Consider the following 20315-nt stretch of genomic DNA (forward strand, 5'->3'; position numbering starts at 1 on the left):
AGCCTCGCAAACCGGACACAGCTTGTCCCGCCAACGTCGATTAGCGCGGGGGAACACGCCGGCCGGGCGGCGGCGGACGCACCGACGCCGCACCGGGCAGCGCGGCCGGGCAGCGGCGTCGGTGACCGGCGGGGGCGGCTCCCCGGCGCGGGGCCGGGCCGGCACCTCCCGGCTCAGGGAGGTGCCGGCCCGGCGGAAGCAGTCCCGGGCCGTGCCGGGCGGTGACCCGCCCGGACCGTCAGGCGACGGGCGTAAAGGTGAACCGTTGGTTGGTCTGCCCGTGGCAGTCGTAGAGCTGGACCTGTGCGCCGTTGGCCGTGCTCCAGACGTCCAGGCACCGCCCGGACTGCACACCGCTGATAGTGCCGTTGGCGTTGACGGTCCACTGCTGGTTCGGCTGACCGTGGCAGCCGTAGATCTGGACCGCCGCGCCGTTGCCGGAGCCCGCCGCGTCCAGACACATGTCGCCGTACACCCGTAGTTGTCTGGTCGAGGTGTACGTCCACTGCTGGTTGGCCTGCCGGTTGCAGTCCCAGAGCTGGACCCGGGTGCCGTTGGCGCGGGAGGCGTTGGGCACGTCGAGGCAGCGGCCGGACTGCGTACCGACGACCAGGCTGGCGGTGCCGGGCGGGCCGGTGGTCGGCGGCGTGGTCGGGGTGCCGCTCGGCGTCGGCGGCGGGGTGTCCGACGGGGTCGGCGGCGGGGTGGTCGGCGTCGTCGGCAGCAGCGGGCAGGTGCTGCGGTAGCTGACCACGCCGCTGTTGTCCGCCAGCGGGCAGAGGAACTGGCTGTACCGGGCGTCGTTGTCGACGAACATCTTGAGGAACGGCAGCATGGTCCGGATCAGCACCGGGTTCGACCGGCCGACCATGAACCCGTGGTCGGCGCCCGCGACCTCCAGGTAGGCGCTCTCGGTGGTGGCCGGGAGGCTGTTGTAGAGGCCGGTGGCGTAGGACGGGGTGACCACCGTGTCCGCCTGCCCGGCGAAGACCATGGTGGGCACCCGGTCGTTGGCCAGGTTCGACGACGGCGAGTACGGGGCGATGCCGACCACGGCCTTCAACGAGGAGCGCCGGATGGCGGCGCTCAGCGCCCCACCGCCGCCCATGGAGTGACCGGAGACGGCCAGCCGGTTGGGGTCGACCCGGTCGCGTACCGGGCTCTGCTGGGTCAGGTAGTCCAGCGCGGCGAGCAGCTGGGTGCCCCGGGCGGTGTCGAAGTCGTTACGGCTGTTGGTCTCGATGCCGATCACGACGAAGCCGTGGGAGGCCAGCCACGGCCCCATCCAGGCCAGTTCGACGGAGAACAGCGCGGTGTACCCCGGCGAGATAGCGATGGCGCCGAAGGTGCCCTGGCTGGTGTCGGTCGGGTAGTAGATCCGGCCGCCGTTGAAGCCGTACCCGGTCGGGACGGCGACCGAGGTGTTGGCGAACGGGCCGTTCACGGCCGCGACGCTGCTCCGGGTGGGGTCCGGTCCCCGCTGGTACGGGTTGTCGGCGGCGGACGCCGATCCGGAGGCCACCGTCATGGTGAGCAGTCCGGCGACGGCGGCGGCGACCCCGGCCGCGGCCAGCTTGACCAGCCGTCCCCGCCGGCCGCGGTGCGCCGTTGCGGCGTGGGTGCGCTCCGGGGGCGGGGGGTGGTATGCCTGTCCTCGCACTGTCGGTACCTCCTGGTGGTGGGTGGTGGGTGGTGCGGTACGGACGCCCCGGCCGGTGCCGGGGCCGCCCGCGGGTGTCGTCCGGTCGGGGGCCACGTCGGCGGGACCGGCCGGGACGGTGCGGGGCGTCGGTCGCCGCCGGAGTTCAGGGCACGGCCCGGCCGGCGAGCGGGTCGCTCCCGGGCCTGGCCGGCGGCGTCCACACGTGCTCCGGGCCGGTGGCCGGGCACGGACCCGTGCGGGTCGTCCCGACGGGCATGAGACGCCTCCAGGGTCGCCAAGATCGTGTTAACGTTCACACTCATCAATGTCTTACTACAGTGCCAGACTGGCCCGGGGTTTTCAACCGGTAGTTTCGGGCGACCGCCCCGATAGTTTCGACCCACCGCCCACCGCCCACCGACCGCCCATCGCCGACCGGCCGGAAGCGCCGGGACCGCCACGGTAGAACCGGATCAGTGCGGTTGACGTCGATATGTCTCGCGCCATTCGGGACGAAGCCGCAACAACGCCGGCAGGACGACGGGACCGGCTCGGAGCAACAGATTCGGACGCCCGTGTGGAAGCCCGCTGAGCAGCGATCCGACGTACCGTCCGGGCCGTCCCGGAAATGTTCCGACACCGGCCCGGAACAGCGCCGGACGGTTCTCCGGACTCGCCGGGCTGTCCGGGCGCATGTATCGTCGCCGATATGACGAGCGACACGCGCGAGAACGCGCTTCCGAAGGACATCCAGGAGGATCTGGCGGAGCTGGACTTCGCCCCGATCAGCAACGAGGAGGCCATCAAGGTGGCGGACCGGACGTACCTGTTCGGCGTCCACGTCGACGCCGTCCGGGGCTGACGACCACGCACCAGATCACGGGGGATCCGGCGGGTGGCCGTCCACTCGCCGGAGTCTCCACGTCCATGACGGGAGACACAGGCTGAGCACCGATTCCGGTAGTGGTCTCGCCTATTCGTGCGACCCGGGCACGGGGCGACCCGGGCTCTCGGGTCAGTTCCAGTTCGGCGTGACCGGCGCTCACCTGCTCCTGCACGGCGGCCGGGACCTCGCCGCGACCGCCGCCGGACAGCCGTGGGGCGCGGAGCTGACCGCCGTGGTGGAGTCCTCCCACCGCGATGCCGGCCTGCCGGTACGCGTCGAGTTCACGGTCCGGGCGCACCGCCTCCGGATCGTCGCCGTGACCCCGCTCGTACTCCGGGACGCCGCGCTGCTCACCCACGTCGCGGCGCTGCTGGACGAGGGCGCGCTCACCGAACGGGACGCCCTCGGCATGGTCCGCGCGACCGACCTGACCCGGGTGCTGGCACCTGCCGGCCGGGTCACCGGCCTCCCGGTGCTCTGCCGCGGTCGGGGCGTCGCACCGGGCGTGGCCGGCGGCGTCGCCGTCTTCAGCGCCGACGCCGCGGTGGCGGCCCGTCAGGAGGGGACCGACCCGGTACTGATCCTCCCCGTCACCAGACCGCAGGACCTGCCCGGCCTGCTCGCCGCCGCCGCCGTGGTCACCGAGCAGGGCGGCAACACCTCGCACGCGGCAGTGGTCACCCGTGGGCTCGGCCGGGTCTGCGTGACCGCGCTACGCGACGCCACCGTCGACCCGGACGAGCCCTGCCTGCGCCCCGACGACGGGGAGCCGGTCCGGCCCGGAGACCGGGTGACCGTGGACGGCTCCGCCGGCACCGTCCACCGGGGTGACCCGCCCACCGCGCCCACCACCCGCACCGACCACACCGGACCGGCGGTGGACCGGATCCTCGCCGTGGCGGACCGGCACGCCCGCCTCGCCGTCCGGGTCAACGCCGACTCACCCGCCGACGCCGAGGCCGGCAGGCGGGCGGGCGCCACCGGCGTCGGGCTCTGCCGGATCGAGCACATGCTGCTCGGCGAGCGGCAGCCGCTGCTGGCCAGGGTGCTGACCGGCACCGGCAGCGCCGGGACGTCCGAGGCCCTCGACCACCTGCGGGACGTGCTGCGCGACGACTTCGTCGCCCTGCTGCGGGCCATGGACGGGCTGCCGGTGGCCATCCGGCTGCTCGATCCGCCCCGGCACGAGTTCCTCCCCGACCTGACCCGGCTGGAGGTCGCCGCCGCCGAGGCGCGGGCCGGCGGCGGGGCCGGACCCGACCCGGTGACGCTCGCCGCCGCCCGGCGGCTGCACGAGACCAACCCGATGCTCGGCGTCCGGGGCATCCGGTTGGGCGTCCTCGACCCGCGGTTGCTGGCGGCGCAGCTCACCGCGCTGGTCGAGGCGACCCGGTTGGTCCGCCGGGACGGCGGCGACCCCCGCCCCGAGCTGCTGGTGCCGATGGTGACCGTGCCGGCCGAACTGGACCTGGTCCGTGACCGGCTGGCCGAGGCGTACGAGCGGTGCGGTGGGACCGGGACGGAGACCATGCCGGTCGGGGCGATGATCGAGACACCGCGCGCCGCGCTCGTCGCCGGTGAGCTGGCGCGGCGGGCCGACTTCCTCTCCATCGGCAGCAACGACCTGACCGCGCTCGGCTGGGGGCTGTGCCGGGACGACGCCGAGCGGGAGCTGCTCCCCCGCTACCGGGATCTCGGCCTGGTCGACGAGTCGCCGATGGTCCGCTGGGACGACCACGGGGTCGGCGAACTCGTCCGGCAGGCGGTCACCGCCGCTTGTAAGGTGAGGCCGGACATCGGCGTCGGTATCTGCGGCGAACACGCACTCGACCCGGCGGCGGTCCGGCTGCTGGTCGGGCTGGGGGCCGACTACGTGTCGTGCTCCCCCGCCCGGCTGCCCGTGGCCCGGCTGACCGTCGGGCAGGTGGCGGTCGCCGTGGAGCGAGGGACGGAGGGGCGATGAGCACACCGGCGGTCGAGGTGACCGGCGTGGGACGGGTGTTCGGCCGCGGTCGGGACCAGGTGACCGCGCTGCGTGACGTGTCGTTCCAGGTCGCCGAGGGGCAGATCGTGGGGCTGCTGGGCAGCAACGGCGCCGGGAAGACGACCCTGACCAAGATCCTGGCCACCCTGCTGGAGCCCAGCACGGGCAGCGCCCGGGTCTTCGGCCACGACGTCCGGCGGGAGCTGCGCACGGTCCGGCGACTGACCGGTGTGGTGTTCGGCGGCGACCGGGGCTTCTACGGGGCGCTGTCCGGCCGGGAGAACCTGCGCTACTTCGCGATGCTCGCCGGGGTCGGGCGGCGGGCCATCCGCGACAAGGTGGACGGTGCCCTGACCGACGTGGGGCTCGCCGAGGCCGCCCGCCGCCCGGTGGAGACCTACTCGAAGGGCATGCGTCAGCGGCTGCACATCGCGCTCGGGCTGGTCGCGGAGCCGCGTCTGCTGCTGCTCGACGAGCCGACCGTCGGCCTCGACCCGGTGGAGGCCGAACGGTTGCGCGGCACCGTCGCACGGTTGCGCGACACCGGGGTGTCGATCCTGCTGACCAGCCACTACCTGCTCGACATCGAGCGGTTGGCGGACCGGGTGCTGATCCTGTCCCGGGGAACGGTGACGATGGACACCACGGCGGCCGAGTTCGCCCGCTCGGCGGGCTTCGCCGCCACGGTCACGGTCCGGGGGCGCGGGCCGGTGCCGCAGCAGCTCGGCGCGTCCGGGGTGGCGCTCGACGACGTCGAGGAGCAGGGCGGGGTCTGGACCGTGCGGCTCCGGGTGCCGGAGTGGGGCGGCGCGACCTTCGACCGGCTCGGTGCCGCGCTCACCGGCCTCGACGTGCTGGCGGTGGACGTCGCCCCGGTACGCCTGGAGGACGTCTACGCCACCGTCATGGACCGCATGTCGGCCGCCGACGGTTCCACCCCGACGGGCACCCGGTGAACGAGCGCCTGGCCACCGCCGCCTGGGTGGTCTGGACGGCGCTGCGCGCCGAGCAGCAGGGCATGCGTACCCGGCCGATGGTGGTCGTCGTCTCGGTCGTGCAGCCGGTCGCGCTGCTGGCCATCGTGGCCGGCACCCGCCGGCTCACCGCCGACCGGGCGAGTGTCGTCGTCTCCGCCGTAGTGCTGACCGCGATCTGGAGCGCCACCGTGTGGACCGCCGGGGGCGTGCTGCGGCGCGAACGCACCTACGGCACCCTGGCCCGCAGCGTCACCAGCCAGTTCTCCCCCAGCCTGGTGCTCTTCGGCCGGAGCCTCGGTGCGACGCTCGCCAGCACCGCCGGGATCCTCGCCAGCGCGGCAGTGGTGATCGTGCTGCTGGGGCTGCGGGTCGCCGTGCCGCATCCACTGTGGCTGCTCGTCGCGCTGCTCGTCGTCGTCGCGTCCGGCACCGCACTGGGCATGCTGCTCGCCTGCCTGTTCCTGGTCACCCGGCACGGGTTGGCCTGGTCCGGCGCGCTGATCTATCCGGTCTTCATCCTGGGTGGGCTGCTGATCCCGCCGGACGCGCTGCCGCAGTGGCTGCGGTGGGTGCCGACACTGCTCAGCCTGCACTGGGTGCACGAGTTCGTGGTCGGCCTCAGCTCCGGCGCGGTCCGCCCCGCGCCGCTGGCGGTCGCGGTGGCGCTGACCGTGGTCTACCTGGTCGCGGCGGTCGCCTGCCTGCGCGTCGCGGTCGACGCCGGCCGCCGGAGGGGGAGCCTTGAGCTCGTCTAGCCTGTCCGACGCCCCGCTGGCGTGGCGGCTCGGCGAAGCCGTCCGCTTCGGCTGGCGCGAGTTCCTCGCCACGAACCCGCCGGGGGTGCTCGGCGGCAGCATCCTGCCCCGGGTGGTGTTGCAGACACTCTTCTTCACCCTGCTCGGCGGCGTCGTCGCGGGCACCCGGCACCAGGAGTTCGCCTACGTCGGCGGGCTGGTGCTCGCGCTCGCGATGACCAACATCCTGTACGTCTCCCAGGTGCCGGTCGCCGACAAGGACTCCGCCACGTTCTGGCGGCTGCGCACCGGACGGCTGCACCCGACGGTCCTCTTCGTCGCCCGGTCGTTGCCGTACCCGCTCGCCGGCTTCGTCGTGATCCTCGTCGCCGCCGTCGTGGTGGCTCCCGTCGCCGGGGTCGGTGACCTGGCGCTGCGGCTCGCCCCGATGGCGTTCGTCTACCTGCTGATCTCCTTCACCGCGACCGCGGCGGGCCTGGCCGCCGCCGCCTTCGTCGTGGGCCGGCGGGCCGAGACGCTGGCCAGCAACCTGATGGGCTACCTGGTGATGCTGTGCAGCGGGGCGTTCCTGCCGCCGGGGCGGGTGCCGGTGCTGGACGTCGTCGGGGCGTTCCTGCCGGGCCGGCACGGGCTCGCCGCGATGCACTCCTGGCTGCGCGGCGGCCCCTGGCTGTGGCAGCTGGTGGCCGAGGCTCTCGTGGGGATCGGCTGGCTGGGTGCGACCGCCGTCGTCGTCGCCGTGCAGATCCGCCGGGCGCACCGGCACGGGCACGACGACTTCGCCTGAGCGGCAGCACGGGCACGACGACTTCGCCTGAGCAACGGCACGGGCACGACGACTTCGCCTGAGCGGCGGCACCGGGCGGCGTCACCTCAGGCGGGCGTGGCGTCGATCGTCACCCGGAGCAGCCGGACCGGCCCGGACGCCCCGGCGATCGCTGTCACCACGGCCCGCGAGCCGTCGTCGACCACCTCGCCGAACTGCACGAACCCGCCGTCCAGGTGCCGCGCCGCCGCCAGGGTGACGAAGAAGCGGGAGCCGGCGCTGTCCCGCCCGTTGTTCGCCATCGCCACCAGGAACGGCCGGTCGAAGACCTGGTCGGGCCGTACCTCGTCGGGGATCCGGTAGCCCGGGCCACCCTGGCCGGTGCCGGAGCGGTCACCGGCCTCGATCACGAACCCCGGCACCCGGCGGTGGAACGCGACGCCGTCGTAGAACGGGTCGTCGCGTCGCTCGCCGGTGACCGGATCCCGCCAGCTCCGCGCCCCGCCGGCGAGCGCGACGAAGTTGTCGACGGTGTACGGCACCACCGTCGGCCACAGCTCCAGCCGCACCTCACCCAGCCCGGTGTGCAGGACCGCGGTCGCGGCGGCGTACCGTCGCGGCACCGCCGGCCACGGACGGCGGAACTGCCAGGTCCGGTCGCGTACGGGCGCGGTGGCGTCCGCGGGCGACGCGGTCAGCTGCTCGGCCTCCTCGGCGGATCCGCAGCCGAGGCTGCCCGGCGGCGGCGCACCGAGGACGAGCCGACCGGTACGCGGCCGGTCCGGCGGCGGCAGGTCCACCGCCCGGTCGGCACCCAGCCACTGCGGGGAGTACCCGCGCTCGATCCGGTACCGGTGGCGCTGCCACCGACGGCGCACCTCTCCGGACGCGTGCCGGGCCAGGGTGGCCAGGTCACCGGCGGCCTGCGCTTCGAGCACCGGCAGCAGGTGCTCGGCCTCGAAGTACTTGTCGAAGAGACAGCCGTTGTTGTGTTGCAGGGTGAAGCACTGGTCGATGAAGACGCGGGCGGGCAGCTCGCCGGCGGCGTACCGGCGGAGCATCGCGGCGATCGGCGCCCACGCCTCGCCGCCGTACTCGACACCCGGCCCGGCGAACGCGTCCACCGCGAGGTCCAGGGCGGGGATCTCGCCGAGTTCGCGGCGGGTCCGCCACCATGCCACCCGGCTGTCGCCGAGGTTGACCCGGGCCAGGAAGTCGGCGAGGTCCGGGGCGAGCGCGTCGGGACGGGCGCACTCGTAGTGGCCGAGTTCGGTGCCGATGATGAGGTCGAGCTGGCCGGCGAAGTCGGCGCTGAGCTGGGGTGCCCAGCGGGCCAGCCGCTCGGCGGCCGGCGCGTCGCCCTGCGCCGCCAACCACTCCAGCAGGTAGAAGTCGGCCGCCAGGGACGCGCCGTCGATGTTCTCCGTGTACCACCGGGGGGCGTACGCCGCGGCCTCCGCGGCGATCGCGGCCAGCGCCGCCTCCCGGTCCCGGTGGCCGTCGAGGTAGGGCGTCCAGTGGCGGCGGACCAGGTCGTAGAGGCGGGGGAACCGCCACGCCGTGCCGAGCACCTCCACGCACGGGCGGTGTTGCGGGTCCGTCGTCCGGACCAGGTGCCCGGCGGTCAGCTCCACCACCGTCTTGGTCAGCAGCAACCGCAGCTGCCGCTGGTACGGCCCGGTGCCGGGCAGCAGCGCCCGCAGCCGGCCCAGCAGGTGACCCGGACCGTGCTCGCTGCGCAGCAGCGCCCAGCCCAGCTGGGTCAGCGTCGCGTCCGCCAGGGTGGCCCCGACGTACCGTCGGAAGTCCAGGTAGGTGCCGGCCACCCGGGAACCGTCGAGGAGCAGCCCCACCGACGGCGGGTACGGCGCGAACGGCACCAGGTGCACCGGTAGCTCCAGCGCCTCCCCGGCGACCCCCATGGCGGCGGCCAGTGCCCCGCCCACCTCGGGCAGGCGGAGCCGCTGGTCGAGGTCGGCCTCGGCGGCGGCCCGGCGTTCGGCGAAGGCGGCGATCGCCGGGGCGAGCCGGGGCCGGGCCGCGTCCATCGCGGCCAGCACCGTCCGGGTGGCCGCGTCGGTGGCCGCCGGACCGTCCGGTGCGACCAGGGCGGCCGGCGGGATCGGCAGGCCGGCCGCCCGCCACCCCCGCAGCCCGTCCCGGAGCGCCGCGACCGCCGGCTCGACCGGTCGGGGCAGCAGGCACACCTCCCACGAACAGCGCCCGGCCAGCTCGCGGTGCAGGGCCAGGAAGAGGTCGAGGGTGTCGCTGCGGGCATAGGTCACCTTCATGCCGCCACCCGGTGGATCAGGCCTGCCGTGCCCAGTTCGGCGGCGAGCACGGACACCCGTTCGGGTGTCAGCCGACGGGCGGCGGCGTGCACCGGCCGCAGCAGGTCGACGTCGTGCCGCACCGTCGACTCGTCGACGCCGTCACACAGCGCCCAGACCAGCGCCGCCTGGTGGCTCAATCGGACCCGGCGGCTCTCCGGCGAGGTGAGCACCACCCCGTCGCGGTAGGCGCGGACGGACAGCTCCGGCGCCCGCCGCAACGGCCCGTCGCCGCCGCGCCAGCGCGGCTGGTGGGCCAGCGGCACCCCGTGCCAGCCGAGGGTGGCCGTGGCGGCGAGACAGGTCTGGGCGAAGCCGCGCAGGTCGGCCAGGCGCACCGGGGCCGGGCCGGCGGCCAGCGGGTCGGCGCGCAGCAGGCGGCGGAAGTGGTCGTGCGGGAAGCCGGCCGGCGCCGACCGGTCGAGCTGCCGCCAGACCCACTTCTCGCCGGGGAACAGGTCGCCGCAGCCCGCGGCGAGGGCCTTGCCGGCGGTACGCAGCAGCAGCCGGGCCGTCATCACCGCGCTGTCGCCGTCCCCGGGCTCGTCGACCAACCCGGCCAGATCCTCCTGCCCGTAGTGGGCCAGGTCGAGCCATCGGGTGATCAACAGCTGGCGGAGGGTGGCCGCGTGCCCGCCGAGGGTCTCCCGCAGGGCGTCCGCCCCACCGTCGCGGACGACCTCCCCGAGGTGCAGCCGCAGCGCGGTGGTGACGTCCCGCTGGGCGACCACGTCCGCGCCGTCGTCGCTGCGCAGGGTCGCCCCCACCACCCGCCGGACCGCCTGCTCCAGCGCCCGGGTGGACAGCCGGTGCACGTCGATGCGTACCGGGCCGGCGAAGACCTGCTCCCGACCCGCCTCGACATCCGGCCCGACGAGGTAGACGTCCACGTCGGAGGTGTGGTTGCCCAGGCCCACGGTCATGCTGCCGGTGAGGAAGACGCTCGTCACCCCCGGCCGGGCCGCCAGCCGCGCGGCCACCTCGCGGGCCAGCGCGAGCCGTTCGGGCGCCGTCACCACCATCCGGGGTTCTCCGGGATCGCCAGGGAGAGGTAGTGGCCGTCCTCGGACACCATCACCCCGGAGCGGCAGCACCGGTCCAGCAGGACGCCGACCTCGGCGGTGGTGACCCGGTGCCCGGCGGCGGTCAGCTCGGCCCGTACCCGGTCGGCCGAGTGCGGCCGGTCCCCGCACAGCTCGTACGCCTCGGCCTGCCAGCCGGAGAGGACGGCCCGGCGGGGTTGCGCGCCACGGGTGTCGACCAGCACCAGCCGCCCCGGCAACCGTTGGTAGATCAGGGACGGCCGGTCCTGCGCCCAGCGTCGCCGCCACCGTCGGGTAGCGGCGGACAGCGCCTCGAACGCCTCGTCGCTGCCGGTCCCCTCCGCCGTGTAGTCGAAGAAGTAGGCGATCCGCGAGTGGTCTAGGGAGTCCGGGTAGATGTGCCGGTAGCTCGACCGTGGCCGGACGTCCGAGATCGGGAACGAGGGGTCGGTGAAGTAGGGGCTGAAGCGTTCCAGCCACAACCGGCCGCACCCGTCCGGTGGGTGCAGGTGGTGCAGCAGCGGGATCAGCTCGACCTGCCGGCGGTAGTCCTCGTCGGTCTCGCCGGGGAACCCGGTCAGCATGTTCCACGCCACCCGGATCCCGTGGTAGCGGGCCCACTTCAGCAGGCGGACGTTCAGCAGCATGGTGGAGCCCTTGCGCATCAGCTTGAGCACGTGGCTGCTGAGGCTCTCGATGCCCGGCTGGATGGTCAGGATCCCCGCCCGGCGCAGCACCGCCAACTGCTCGCGGGTGAGGTTCGCCTTGACCTCGAAGAAGACGTGGATGTCCCAGCGGCGGTCGGCGAGCGCGGTGCAGAACGACGAGAGGTAGGACATGTCGAGGATGTTGTCGACCGCCTCGACGTGCACCGTCGGGTAGGTGCTGAGCAGTGCCGACAGCTCCGACATGGCGCGGTCGGGGCTCTTGGAGCGGTAGCCCATGCCGAGCGCGTTCAGGCCGCAGAACGTGCAGTGGTGCTTCTGGCCCCACCAGCAGCCGCGGGCGAACTCGACGGGCAGCTTGACCGGTTCGTCGCCGAGGATCGTCGCCCGGCCGAGGCGCTCCAGTGCCGCGAAGTAGTCGGCGTAGTCCGGGAAGGGCAGCCGGTCCAGGTCCTGGGTGCGGGGCGCGTCGCGGGCCGGCGCGGGGTCGCCGCCGGGCGCGAGGTCACCGCTGGGGGCGGGGTCGCCGCCGGGGGCGGGGTCGCCGGAGCCAGGCACGTCGGGGGCGGGCACGCTGGGGGCGTCGCTGTGGGCGAGCACGCCGGGAACCCGGCAGCGGGCCGTCGCGGGGTGCTCGGCAGCGGCCAGCTGCGCCAGCAGGCGGGGGAACGCCACGTCGCCCTCGCCGGTCACCACGTAGTCGAGCCAGGGCAGGGTGGCCGCGTACTCGACGCCCATCACGCTGTCGAAGTTCGCGCCGCCGTACACCTGGACCAGGTCGGGATGCTCCGCCCGCAGCATCCGGCCCAGCCCCAACGACGCGGTGTTCTGCAGGAAGGTGGAGGTGAACCCGACGACGTCGTACCCGGCCCAGTCGATACGACGCACGCACTCCCGCAACCACCCGGGGATCACCTCCCGGCGCAGCGCGGTCAGTTCGTCGAGGGGCCTGCCGGTCAGCTCGGCCCACTGCTTCTCGACCTCGGGGAAGTCCTGGTAGTAGGCCGACTCGGGCAGCACCTCGCCGAAGGCGGCGTACGAGAAGAGCCATTCGCCGATGAGGTGCAGGCGCTCGCTGGGCAGCCCCGCCAGCCCGTCGTAGGTCCGCGCCCCGAGCGCGGCGGCGAAGTCGAGGTTGAGGTAGTGCCCGTCGCACCGGTGGCCCGCGGCGCGGACCACCGACTGGAGCAACCCGCACTGGATGGACGGCGCGTCGACCCGCGCCCACGGCATGTTGACCAGCGCGACCCGCAGTGACCGGGCCGGTGGTGGCTCGGGCTCCGGGTGGGCCGACGCCCCCGGCGTCGCCGCCACCAGCGGCAGCAGTTCCATCGCCATACACACCAGCCCCCGCCGTCGGCATGAACGCGAGAGGCGATCCTATCGATGAATCGGGCGGGCAGCACCCGGTGGGCCGGCCCTCCCCGGTCGCGGGAGCCCGTCGCGTCCGGGGAGGGCCGGCCGACCTTCCACCCGGGCCGTGCCGGCGGCCCGGGTGGACCCACCCGCGCTCAGCCGGTGGTGCAGGAACGGATCTGGGGCCTGGCGCCGCTGTTGCCGTTCATCATCGTGGTGAAGCCGAAGGTGTTGCCGCTGCCGTTGGAGCGCATCGTCATCACGTAGCCGGAGCTGTCCCAGCTGGGGGTGCCGTTCCAGGTGGTGGTGATCCGCTGCGGCGCGGTCACCGCCACCACCACGGTCCAGTTGGCGGCCCCCTGGACCGTCACCGACGTGTTGTACCGGTCGCCCCAGACGTTGGGGTACGTCGCCGTCGCGGTGCACCCGCCGCCGGGCGGCGGGGTGGTCGGCGTGCCGGGCGGGGTGGTCGGCGTGCCGGTGGTCGGCGGGGTGCCGTCCGGGGCCACCGCCCGGCCGGTGCTCGGCGAGATCATGCCGGGGCAGAGATTGCGGCTGCTCAGGTTGGCCATGATCTGCGGGATCGCGTCACGGGTGTTCTGGATGCCGTCGTGCATCAGGATCACCTGGCCGGCCTGGAGGCGGCCGGCGTTGGAGACGATCTGGCTGACGCTGGCGCCGTTCCAGTCCTGGGAGTCGACGTCCCAGATCACCTGGCGCAGGCCGAGCGACGAGGCGACCGACTGGAGGGTGGAGTTGGTCTCGCCGTAGGGCGGCCGGAACAGCTGCGGCCGGACACCGGTGGCCGACTGGATCGCCGCGTTGGTCTGGGAGAGGTCCGACTGCATCTGGCTCTGGCCCATCGAGGTCATGTGGGCGTGGTTCCAGCTGTGGTTGGCGACCCACATGCCGGCGTCGACCTGGGCCCGGGCGGCGGACGGGTTGCCCTGCACGTTCTGCCCGACGTTGAACATGGTCGCCCGGACGTTGTTGTTGCGCAGCACGGACAGCAGCGCGCCGGTGCTGCCGGTCGGCCCGTCGTCGAAGGTGAGACCGACGTAGCCGTTGCAGGCGGCGGCGCTGGACGGGGTCGCGGCGACCGCGAGCCCGACGGCGCCCAGCGCCACGGCGGTGGCGAGCGCGGCCAACCGGACGGCCCGGCGCGACGCTCGGGGAGCGGACGGGCGGCGGGTGCCACCGATTCTGGCGATCATGCGCAGGTCCTCCTTGGGGTGGTGACACCTGAGACGCGCACATCCATCGAGATCCATTGATGGCGCTGTGAAATCGGAGTATTGCAGCGACGTTTCGAAAAGGTCAACGACTTTCGGAAACTTTCGGAGCCGAATTATCGAGAACGGGCGACCGGGCCGGAGAACCGGGCCGTCCGTCAGGTACCACCGGCAGGCGCATGACGAGAGGACACGGCCATGGACGAGAGTCGACAGCCGGCGAAGATCCAGGAAACACTCACCGACATCACCCAGGGGCGTCCCTCGCAGGACCTGGTGTTCGACCCCCGGACCGGGCAGCTCAGCGTGACCAGCAACCCGAGCCCGGACGATGTCGTCGCCACCAACACCGCGGCGGACGGGTACTTCGGATGAGCGGGCACCCGCCGACGGCGTTCCTCTACCAGGAGCACGTCAACGAGCTGTTCCGGCGGTTCCAGCAGACCGGGGACACGGAGGCCGCCGCGCTCGGCATGGCCATCGACGGCGGCGAGGTCTTCCACGTCTACCTGACCGAGCCCCGCATCCACTTCTCCGGGCAGCCCTGCCGGGCCACCGTCAGGCTGCACCGGGGACCGGCCGTCCGGGAGGCGGAGATCCCCGCCGGGGTCCGGTTGGTCGTCGACATCGGGATCACCGGGGACGACCTCACCGCCCGCGGCCGGATCGTCCTCGACGCCGGCGGCACCCGGGAGATCGACGTGAAGTTCGTTCCCGTCCAGGGGGAGATGTACGTCCGCGCGAAAGGTCTCGTTCCGACCGCGGCGCTCGCCCGCAAGTCGGTCGCCGTGGTGGGGTTGGGCAGCGGCGGATCCGCCATCGCCGTCGCCCTCGCCCAGTCCGGGATCGGGCGCATGGTGCTGGTGGACCGCGACCGCATCGAGGTCGGCAACGTCGCGCGGCACGCGTGCGGGATCGGGGACCTCGGCCGGCGCAAGACCAACGCGGTCCGTGACCTGGTGCTCGGCAAGAACCCCGACCTGGACGTGGTCACGGCCGACCTCGACGTGGTCGAGGACGTGCCGGCACTCCAGCAGGCGGTGGACGGCGTCGACCTGCTGGTGGCGGCGACGGACAGCGACCGCAGCCGGTTCATGCTCAACCAGTACGCGCTGGACCTCCGGATACCGACCGTCTTCGGTCGGGTGCTCAGCCGCGCCTGCGGCGGCGAGGTGCTCCGGGTCCGTCCGTTCGACGGCCCCTGCCTCGCCTGCGTCTACACCACGCAGTTCCTCGCCCAGCGGCCCCGGGAGTACTCGCGGCTGAGCGAGGCCCGCGAGGAGGCCCAGGCGTACGTCGACCCGGGCGACCTCGAGCAGCAGATCCAGGTGGGGCTGGCGTCGGACATCGCACCGGTGTCCAACCTCATGGTCAAGCTGGCACTCGTCGAGCTGTCCCGGGGGGCCGGCGGGGGTCTCGACAGCCTCGACGAGGACCTGCGGGCGGACTTCTACGTCTGGGCGAACCGCCGGGAGGGCGTCTACGCCGGCTGGCCGCAGATGGGGTTCGAGTTCACCAAACCGGCCGTCCTGCGGTGGTACGGCGCGAACGTCGGCCGGCGGGCCGACTGCGGCGCGTGCCACGTACCGGACCCCGCGTCGGTCCCCGACGCGGCCGGCTTCTTCGGCTAGCGGAAAGGCGGCGGGGAATTGGGACGCACACGCACCTCCGTACCGTGTCAGGCGGCCGGCGACACCGACTTCCGGGTGACGGTCTACGAAGCCGACCTCGACCACATCGCGGCCTGGGTGCTCGACCACCCGGACATCGAGACCGGCGGCAACCTCTTCGGCTTCTGGACGCACAGCGGGTCACCGGCGATCCAGGTCGTGCTGGGGCCGGGGCCGCGCGCCCGCCACCGGAGCGCGGCGTTCTTCCAGGACGTCGACTACCTCCGGGACAGCGGCGGGCGACTCCAGCACGACCACGGGCTGCAACACATCGGCGACTGGCACTCGCACCACCGGATCGGCCTGGAACGACCCAGCGGCGGCGATGCGGCGACGGTCCACCGGACGTTGCAGACCACCGGTTTCCCGCGCTTCCTGACCTGCATCGCCACCCTGCGCGACGCGGACGACGTCCCGCCGGGGGAGGGCGTGCGGCGCGTCGACCCGGCCGACGGCCGGTCCGCCCGTCGGGGCGGCGAGGTGGTGGTGCTGCACGCCTACCTGTTCGAGGCCGGCCGTGCCGAGCCGCGCCGGGGGCGCTGGTCGGTGCTGTCCGGGCGGAGTCCGATCTCGACGACCGCCGAGCAGGCGGGGGCGACCCGGCCGACCCCGCGCCGGGCGGGGTCGTGGTGGGTGGTGCCGGGCACGGCCCACGCCCCGGTCCGGCACGCGGAGCCGACGGCCTGGTACTCCACCGGGTGGGGGCGGGACTTCCTGCTCCGGCTCGACGAGATCGGCCGGCGGGCGTACCCGTCGACGGCGATCACCGTGAACGCCGACAGCGGCGAGTTGACGTACCGCTTCACCACCGACGGCGGACGGTACGCGGTCGCCTTTCCCGACGGCTTCCCGGACCGGCGGCCGGAACTCGTGTCCCCCGACGGCGGACGCGAGCCGGTCGACACGGCCCACCCGGACCGGCCGGAGGACCTCCTCCGGGAGGTACGCGGCCTGACCGGCCGGGGCGCGACCGAGGACCCGGCCCACACCCCGCACACGATCCCGACCAGTGAGGAGAGGGCGGATGTCATGGACCCCGTTCCAGCGGCAGCGGCTGGCACAGGAGAGGCTGATCCTGGGGCACTACTTCCCGACCCTGACGTGGTTCAACCCGACTGATCCGCAGTCGACCTTCGTGGAGGGGCCGGTCACCACGAACTCCGGGCGGTCCTACGTGCTGCGGATCTACGTCCCGGCGGCCTTTCCGAACAGGTGCCCCGACATGGTCGTCGCGGTGCCGCATCCGCTGACCGACCATCACGGCAGGTGGATCACGGAGGCGAGCGCGTCGATGCACACCCTCGGTCTGCGGGACGACCGGACCAAGGTCTGCCACTTCAAGGACAGCCTCTGGGTACCGAACAACACGCTCTACCTGGTCGCGATGAAGGGGCGGATCTGGCTCGAGGCGTACGAGGGTCACCTGCGGACGGGACGCCCGGTCGACAGCTTCCTGCCCCACATGTGACCGGCCGGGTGGGCGGGCCCGCACAGGTCAGGCTGTGGCCCAGGAACGGAGCTTCTCGGGGTTGAGGATCGTCCAGATGCGGGTGATCCGGTCACCGGCGACGTCGAACGCCAGCACCGCGCCGACGCCGCCGTCCAGCTGCGCCACCAGACCGGGCCGACCGTTGACCGTGCGCTCCAGGATGGTGACACCGGCGGCCGGGCCGGCCCGACCCGCGAAGAACCGGGCGATCCGCTCGGCGCCCTCGACCGGACGGAGCTCGGCCCGGACCAGCCCGCCGCCGTCGCCGGTCGCGGTGGCGTCGGGGGCCAGCAGACCCACGAGCGCGTCGATGTCGGTGGCCTCCCACGCCTGCTTGAAGGCCCGCACGAGGTCGGCCTGACGGGCGACCGGCACGGGGGGAGCCGTGGACTCCCGGACCCGGCGGCGGGCCGACGAGGCCAGCTGGCGGCACGCCGCCGGGGTACGGCCGACGACCTCGGCCACCTCGGCGAAGGAGTAGCGGAAGACGTCGTGCAGGATGAACGCGACCCGCTCGGCCGGGGTGGTCGACTCCAGCACGACGAGGAAGGCCATGCTGATCGACTCGTCGAGGGTCACCCGGTCGACCGGGTCGACCGGGGTGGCACCGGCCCGGTCGCCGGGCCAGTCCGCGTGGTCGGGCAGCGGCTCCGGAATCCACTCCCCCACGTAGCGTTCCCGTCGCGCCCGGGCCGAGCCGAGCAGGTCGAGGCAGATCCGACCGGCGACCCTGGTCAGCCAGGCCCCGGGGGACCGGATCGCCGCCCGCTGCGCCGGGGACAGGGCGTACCAGCGGGCGTACGTCTCCTGCACGACGTCCTCGGCGTCGGCGAGGGAACCGAGCAACCGGTACGCCAGACCGAGGAGCCGGCCCCGCTCGCTCATGAGCCCGCCGAGGGCCGGATCGGGCCAGTCGAGCCCCGGCGCGGTGGGGTTGGTCATGCTGCCGCCGGCTCCCTCGGTCGCTCTCTGCCCACCGGTGCGACGGTCGACGCCGGGATGCGGACCGGACGCGCCGCCTGACATTCGGGAGGGCTGCTTCGTCGTACCAGTGAACCGAACACTATCCCAGCAACCTGCGAGGAGAACCCCCTCATGAACCTCGCCCTGTGGATCATTGCCGGGCTGTTGGCCGTGATCTTCCTGGCCAGTGGCGTCATGAAGCTGGTCCAGTCCAAGGAGAAGCTGGTCGCCTCCGGCTACGCGGTCCTGGACGACTTCAGCCCGACCGTCATCAAGGCCATCGGGGTCCTCGAGATCCTGGCCGCGGTGGGGCTGATCCTGCCCGCCGTACTCGACATCGCCCCGGTGCTGGTGCCGCTGGCGGCGGTCGGTCTGGTGCTGCTGATGGCCGGCGCGGCCATCGCCTGCCTCCGTCGCAGGGACGCCAAGACCGCCGTGGTGAACGTCGTGCTGCTGCTCCTGGCCGCGGTCGTCGCCTGGGGTCGCTTCGGCCCGCACTCCTTCACCAGTTGATCCACGACCACACCGAACGACCATCCGACCGGGAGAAAACGATCATGGAACCAGTCAACCTCGCGATCGTCTACTACAGTGCCACCGGCACCGTGCACACGCTGGCCAAGGCCGCGGCCGAGGGCGCGGAGAAGGCCGGCGCGAACGTCCGCCTGCGCAAGGTCGCCGAGACGGCCCCGGCCGAGGCGATCAACGCCAAGGAGGAGTGGGCGCAGCACATCCGGGACACCGCCGACGTCGACGTGGTCAGCGGCGACGACCTGGACTGGGCCGACGCGGCCCTGTTCGGCACCCCGACCCGGTTCGGCAACGTGTCCAGCCAGCTCAAGGCGTTCATCGACACCCTCGGGCCGCTGTGGTTCCACGGCAAGCTCTCCAACAAGGTCTACTCGGCCTTCACCGCCTCCAACACCCCCCACGGCGGGCAGGAGTCCACCCTCCTGGCGCTGTCGAACGTCTTCTACCACTGGGGCGGGATCATCGTGCCGCCCGGCTACACCGACCCCATCCAGTTCCAGTCGGGCAACCCCTACGGCACCTCGCACGTGGTCGGCAGCGGCCCGCCCGGTGACGTCACCCTCCAGGCGGCCCGCTACCAGGCACGGCGCGTGGTCGACACCGCCGCCGCGCTGAAGGCCGGCCGCCCCGCCTGACCGGCCCCGGGCAGCAGCACGACGACGGGTGCCCCCGCACCCCGGCGGTCGAGATCCGCGCGATCTCGACCGGACCGGGTGGGGGGCACCCGTCGTCGTGTCGGGAACCGGTTACGGCGCTTGCCACCCGCGCCGACCGGTCACCACCCGGTGATCCGGCCGGCCCGGTCGTCTCCGCGCCGCCGGTGGGCGGTCAGCCGTGGAGCCGGACCGGTAGGGCGGCCAGACCCCGGGTGAGCAGGCCCGGTCGCCACTGCACGGCGTCCGCGTCCACCGCCAGGCGGGCCTGTGGGAAGCGGGCCAGGAACTCCCCGATGGCGACCTGCGCCTCCAGCCGGGCCAGCGGCGCACCCATGCAGAAGTGGATGCCGTAGCCGAACGACAGGTGCGGGTTGCGCTCGCGGTCCATCAGGAACCCGTCGGCGTCGGGGAACGCGGTGCCGTCCCGGTTGGCCGCGTGCAGGGACATCATCACCAGGTCCCCGGCGGCCACCTCGGCCCCGAACAGGTTCATCGCCGCGGTGGCCGTACGCAGCGAGGCACCGGTCACCGGGCTCTCGTACCGCAGGAACTCCTCGATGGCCCGGGGCAGCTCCTCGGGGTGCGCCCGGATCCGGTCGGCCAGCTCCGGATTCCGCAACAGCAGGTAGAGGCCGTTGCCGATCAGGTTCGTCGTGGTCTCGTGGCCGGCGACGATGAACAGGAAGGCCGTCGAGATCAGCTCGTCCTCGGTGAGCCGGTCGGCCTGGTCCCGCGCCGCGATCAGCGCCGACAGCAGCGCGTCGTCCGGTTCGGCCCGACGACGGGCGATCAGCCCCTGCAGGTGCTCCACGAAGTCGGTGACCGCCTGGACCGGGAAGACCGGCGCACCCAGGCCGGCGGCGAAGGCGTCCGCCCACTCCCGGTAGTTCGCCCGGTCCTCCACCGCCACCCCGAGCAGCTCGCAGATCACCTGGATGGGCAGCGGCGAGGCGTACCCGGTGATGACGTCGACCTCGGCGGACCCGGCCGCCATCCGGTCCAGCAGGTCACCGGTGAGCTGCCCGACCCGGGGTCGCAGCGCCTCGATCCGCCGGGGCACGAACGCCTTGGCGATCAGCTTGCGCAGCCGGGTGTGGTCCGGCGGATCGAGGCGCAGCATCGAGGTGTTCATCGCGGACCGCACCTGCGGGGGCAGCGCCCCCTGGTCGAACCAGTCGTTGCGGTCGTGGTTGGACAGGCGCGGATCGCTCAGCGCCTCGCGCACCTCGGCGTGCCGGGTGACCAGCCAGACCGGCACGCCGTTGGGCAGCCGCACCTGCCGGACCGGGCCGGCGGTGTGCACCGACGTGACGTCGTCCTGCGCGGTGCCCGTGAACTCCAGGACAGCCGGAGAGTCGCTCATCGGTTTC

At 73.4% G+C, this 20315-nt stretch carries 18 protein-coding genes; 11 read left to right on the forward strand and 7 right to left on the reverse strand.

What is annotated here, in order from left to right; translation table 11 throughout:
* Nucleotides 1-238 precede the first annotated feature (238 nt).
* Entirely contained in the window at nt 239-1660 is a 1422-nt protein-coding gene (locus O7625_RS06385) for a ricin-type beta-trefoil lectin domain protein (RefSeq protein ID WP_282345021.1), read from the reverse strand.
* Between the two features lie 691 nt (nt 1661-2351).
* Here O7625_RS06385 and O7625_RS06390 point away from each other — a divergent pair.
* The 5 genes from O7625_RS06390 (at nt 2352) to O7625_RS06410 (ending at nt 7031) form a co-directional block, all read left to right on the forward strand.
* A complete protein-coding gene (locus O7625_RS06390) occupies nt 2352-2504 on the forward strand; it encodes a hypothetical protein (protein ID WP_282345022.1) in 153 nt (50 codons plus the stop codon).
* Nucleotides 2505-2673: 169 nt separating this feature from the next.
* Nucleotides 2674-4491: a putative PEP-binding protein gene (locus tag O7625_RS06395; protein ID WP_282345023.1), complete on the forward strand. Its 1818-nt coding sequence runs from the start codon at nt 2674-2676 to the stop codon at nt 4489-4491.
* Nucleotides 4488-5468, forward strand: a complete 981-nt coding sequence (locus O7625_RS06400) for an ABC transporter ATP-binding protein (protein ID WP_282345024.1) — start codon at nt 4488-4490, stop codon at nt 5466-5468. Before O7625_RS06395 ends, O7625_RS06400 begins: the two co-directional genes overlap by 4 nt.
* Entirely contained in the window at nt 5465-6244 is a 780-nt protein-coding gene (locus tag O7625_RS06405; protein WP_282345025.1) for an ABC transporter permease, read from the forward strand. Before O7625_RS06400 ends, O7625_RS06405 begins: the two co-directional genes overlap by 4 nt.
* Nucleotides 6231-7031, forward strand: a complete 801-nt coding sequence (locus O7625_RS06410; RefSeq protein WP_282345026.1) for an ABC transporter permease — start codon at nt 6231-6233, stop codon at nt 7029-7031. Before O7625_RS06405 ends, O7625_RS06410 begins: the two co-directional genes overlap by 14 nt.
* An 86-nt stretch (nt 7032-7117) precedes the next feature.
* Here the strand turns inward: O7625_RS06410 and O7625_RS06415 are convergent, their stop codons facing one another.
* The 4 genes from O7625_RS06415 to O7625_RS06430 all read right to left on the reverse strand — a co-directional run bounded on the left by O7625_RS06415 (nt 7118) and on the right by O7625_RS06430 (nt 13618).
* Nucleotides 7118-9301 carry a peptidylprolyl isomerase gene (locus O7625_RS06415; RefSeq protein ID WP_282345027.1) on the reverse strand — a complete coding sequence of 728 codons (2184 nt, stop codon included), beginning with the start codon at nt 9299-9301 and terminating at the stop codon, nt 7118-7120.
* The gene (locus O7625_RS06420) at nt 9298-10362 is read right to left on the reverse strand and encodes a hypothetical protein (protein ID WP_282345028.1); all 1065 of its coding nucleotides are present in this window, start codon (nt 10360-10362) and stop codon (nt 9298-9300) included. Before O7625_RS06420 ends, O7625_RS06415 begins: the two co-directional genes overlap by 4 nt.
* On the reverse strand, nt 10353-12386 hold the full coding sequence (locus O7625_RS06425; protein ID WP_282345029.1) for a RiPP maturation radical SAM C-methyltransferase: 2034 nt from the start codon (nt 12384-12386) through the stop codon (nt 10353-10355). The genes O7625_RS06420 and O7625_RS06425 overlap by 10 nt, the downstream gene beginning before the upstream one ends.
* Nucleotides 12387-12559: 173 nt before the next feature.
* Nucleotides 12560-13618 carry a polysaccharide deacetylase family protein gene (locus O7625_RS06430; RefSeq protein WP_282345030.1) on the reverse strand — a complete coding sequence of 353 codons (1059 nt, stop codon included), beginning with the start codon at nt 13616-13618 and terminating at the stop codon, nt 12560-12562.
* Between the two features lie 216 nt (nt 13619-13834).
* Between O7625_RS06430 and O7625_RS06435 the strand changes: the two genes are divergently transcribed.
* From O7625_RS06435 to O7625_RS06450, 4 genes are all read left to right on the forward strand, one after another.
* Complete coding sequence (locus O7625_RS06435) at nt 13835-14011, forward strand: hypothetical protein (protein ID WP_157517553.1); 177 nt, start codon at nt 13835-13837, stop codon at nt 14009-14011.
* On the forward strand, nt 14008-15267 hold the full coding sequence (locus O7625_RS06440; protein WP_282345031.1) for a ThiF family adenylyltransferase: 1260 nt from the start codon (nt 14008-14010) through the stop codon (nt 15265-15267). Before O7625_RS06435 ends, O7625_RS06440 begins: the two co-directional genes overlap by 4 nt.
* Before the next feature lie 75 nt (nt 15268-15342).
* On the forward strand, nt 15343-16425 hold the full coding sequence (locus O7625_RS06445; RefSeq protein ID WP_282345032.1) for a hypothetical protein: 1083 nt from the start codon (nt 15343-15345) through the stop codon (nt 16423-16425).
* Nucleotides 16331-16774 (forward strand): hypothetical protein, encoded by a 444-nt coding sequence (locus O7625_RS06450; protein WP_282345033.1) that lies wholly within the window; start codon nt 16331-16333, stop codon nt 16772-16774. Before O7625_RS06445 ends, O7625_RS06450 begins: the two co-directional genes overlap by 95 nt.
* A gap of 27 nt (nt 16775-16801) precedes the next feature.
* Here the strand turns inward: O7625_RS06450 and sigJ are convergent, their stop codons facing one another.
* Nucleotides 16802-17737: an RNA polymerase sigma factor SigJ gene (gene sigJ, locus O7625_RS06455; protein ID WP_282345034.1), complete on the reverse strand. Its 936-nt coding sequence runs from the start codon at nt 17735-17737 to the stop codon at nt 16802-16804.
* A 153-nt stretch (nt 17738-17890) separates the two neighbouring features.
* Between sigJ and O7625_RS06460 the strand changes: the two genes are divergently transcribed.
* Together O7625_RS06460 and wrbA are read left to right on the forward strand one after the other, a co-directional pair.
* Nucleotides 17891-18271, forward strand: a complete 381-nt coding sequence (locus O7625_RS06460; RefSeq protein WP_282345035.1) for a DoxX family protein — start codon at nt 17891-17893, stop codon at nt 18269-18271.
* A 44-nt stretch (nt 18272-18315) separates the two neighbouring features.
* Nucleotides 18316-18924, forward strand: a complete 609-nt coding sequence (wrbA, locus tag O7625_RS06465; RefSeq protein WP_282345036.1) for an NAD(P)H:quinone oxidoreductase — start codon at nt 18316-18318, stop codon at nt 18922-18924.
* A gap of 193 nt (nt 18925-19117) precedes the next feature.
* On the opposite strand, the gene O7625_RS06470 is transcribed toward wrbA, so the two are convergent.
* Nucleotides 19118-20308, reverse strand: a complete 1191-nt coding sequence (locus O7625_RS06470; protein ID WP_282345037.1) for a cytochrome P450 — start codon at nt 20306-20308, stop codon at nt 19118-19120.
* Nucleotides 20309-20315 lie beyond the last annotated feature (7 nt).

This window comes from Micromonospora sp. WMMD714 (assembly GCF_029581315.1).
GTDB lineage: Bacteria > Actinomycetota > Actinomycetes > Mycobacteriales > Micromonosporaceae > Micromonospora > Micromonospora rifamycinica.

Bases quoted from the DNA above. Each gene is read 5' to 3' on its own strand.
- wrbA (WP_282345036.1), top strand. From the start codon at position 18,316: ATGGAACCAGTCAACCTCGCGATCGTCTACTACAGTGCCACCGGCACC.
- O7625_RS06435 (WP_157517553.1), top strand. From the start codon at position 13,835: ATGGACGAGAGTCGACAGCCGGCGAAGATCCAGGAAACACTCACCGAC.
- O7625_RS06430 (WP_282345030.1), bottom strand. From the start codon at position 13,618: ATGATCGCCAGAATCGGTGGCACCCGCCGCCCGTCCGCTCCCCGAGCG.
- O7625_RS06470 (WP_282345037.1), bottom strand. From the start codon at position 20,308: ATGAGCGACTCTCCGGCTGTCCTGGAGTTCACGGGCACCGCGCAGGAC.
- O7625_RS06415 (WP_282345027.1), bottom strand. From the start codon at position 9,301: ATGAAGGTGACCTATGCCCGCAGCGACACCCTCGACCTCTTCCTGGCC.
- O7625_RS06460 (WP_282345035.1), top strand. From the start codon at position 17,891: ATGAACCTCGCCCTGTGGATCATTGCCGGGCTGTTGGCCGTGATCTTC.
- sigJ (WP_282345034.1), bottom strand. From the start codon at position 17,737: ATGACCAACCCCACCGCGCCGGGGCTCGACTGGCCCGATCCGGCCCTC.
- O7625_RS06425 (WP_282345029.1), bottom strand. From the start codon at position 12,386: ATGGCGATGGAACTGCTGCCGCTGGTGGCGGCGACGCCGGGGGCGTCG.
- O7625_RS06440 (WP_282345031.1), top strand. From the start codon at position 14,008: ATGAGCGGGCACCCGCCGACGGCGTTCCTCTACCAGGAGCACGTCAAC.
- O7625_RS06420 (WP_282345028.1), bottom strand. From the start codon at position 10,362: ATGGTGGTGACGGCGCCCGAACGGCTCGCGCTGGCCCGCGAGGTGGCC.
- O7625_RS06390 (WP_282345022.1), top strand. From the start codon at position 2,352: ATGACGAGCGACACGCGCGAGAACGCGCTTCCGAAGGACATCCAGGAG.
- O7625_RS06400 (WP_282345024.1), top strand. From the start codon at position 4,488: ATGAGCACACCGGCGGTCGAGGTGACCGGCGTGGGACGGGTGTTCGGC.
- O7625_RS06450 (WP_282345033.1), top strand. From the start codon at position 16,331: ATGTCATGGACCCCGTTCCAGCGGCAGCGGCTGGCACAGGAGAGGCTG.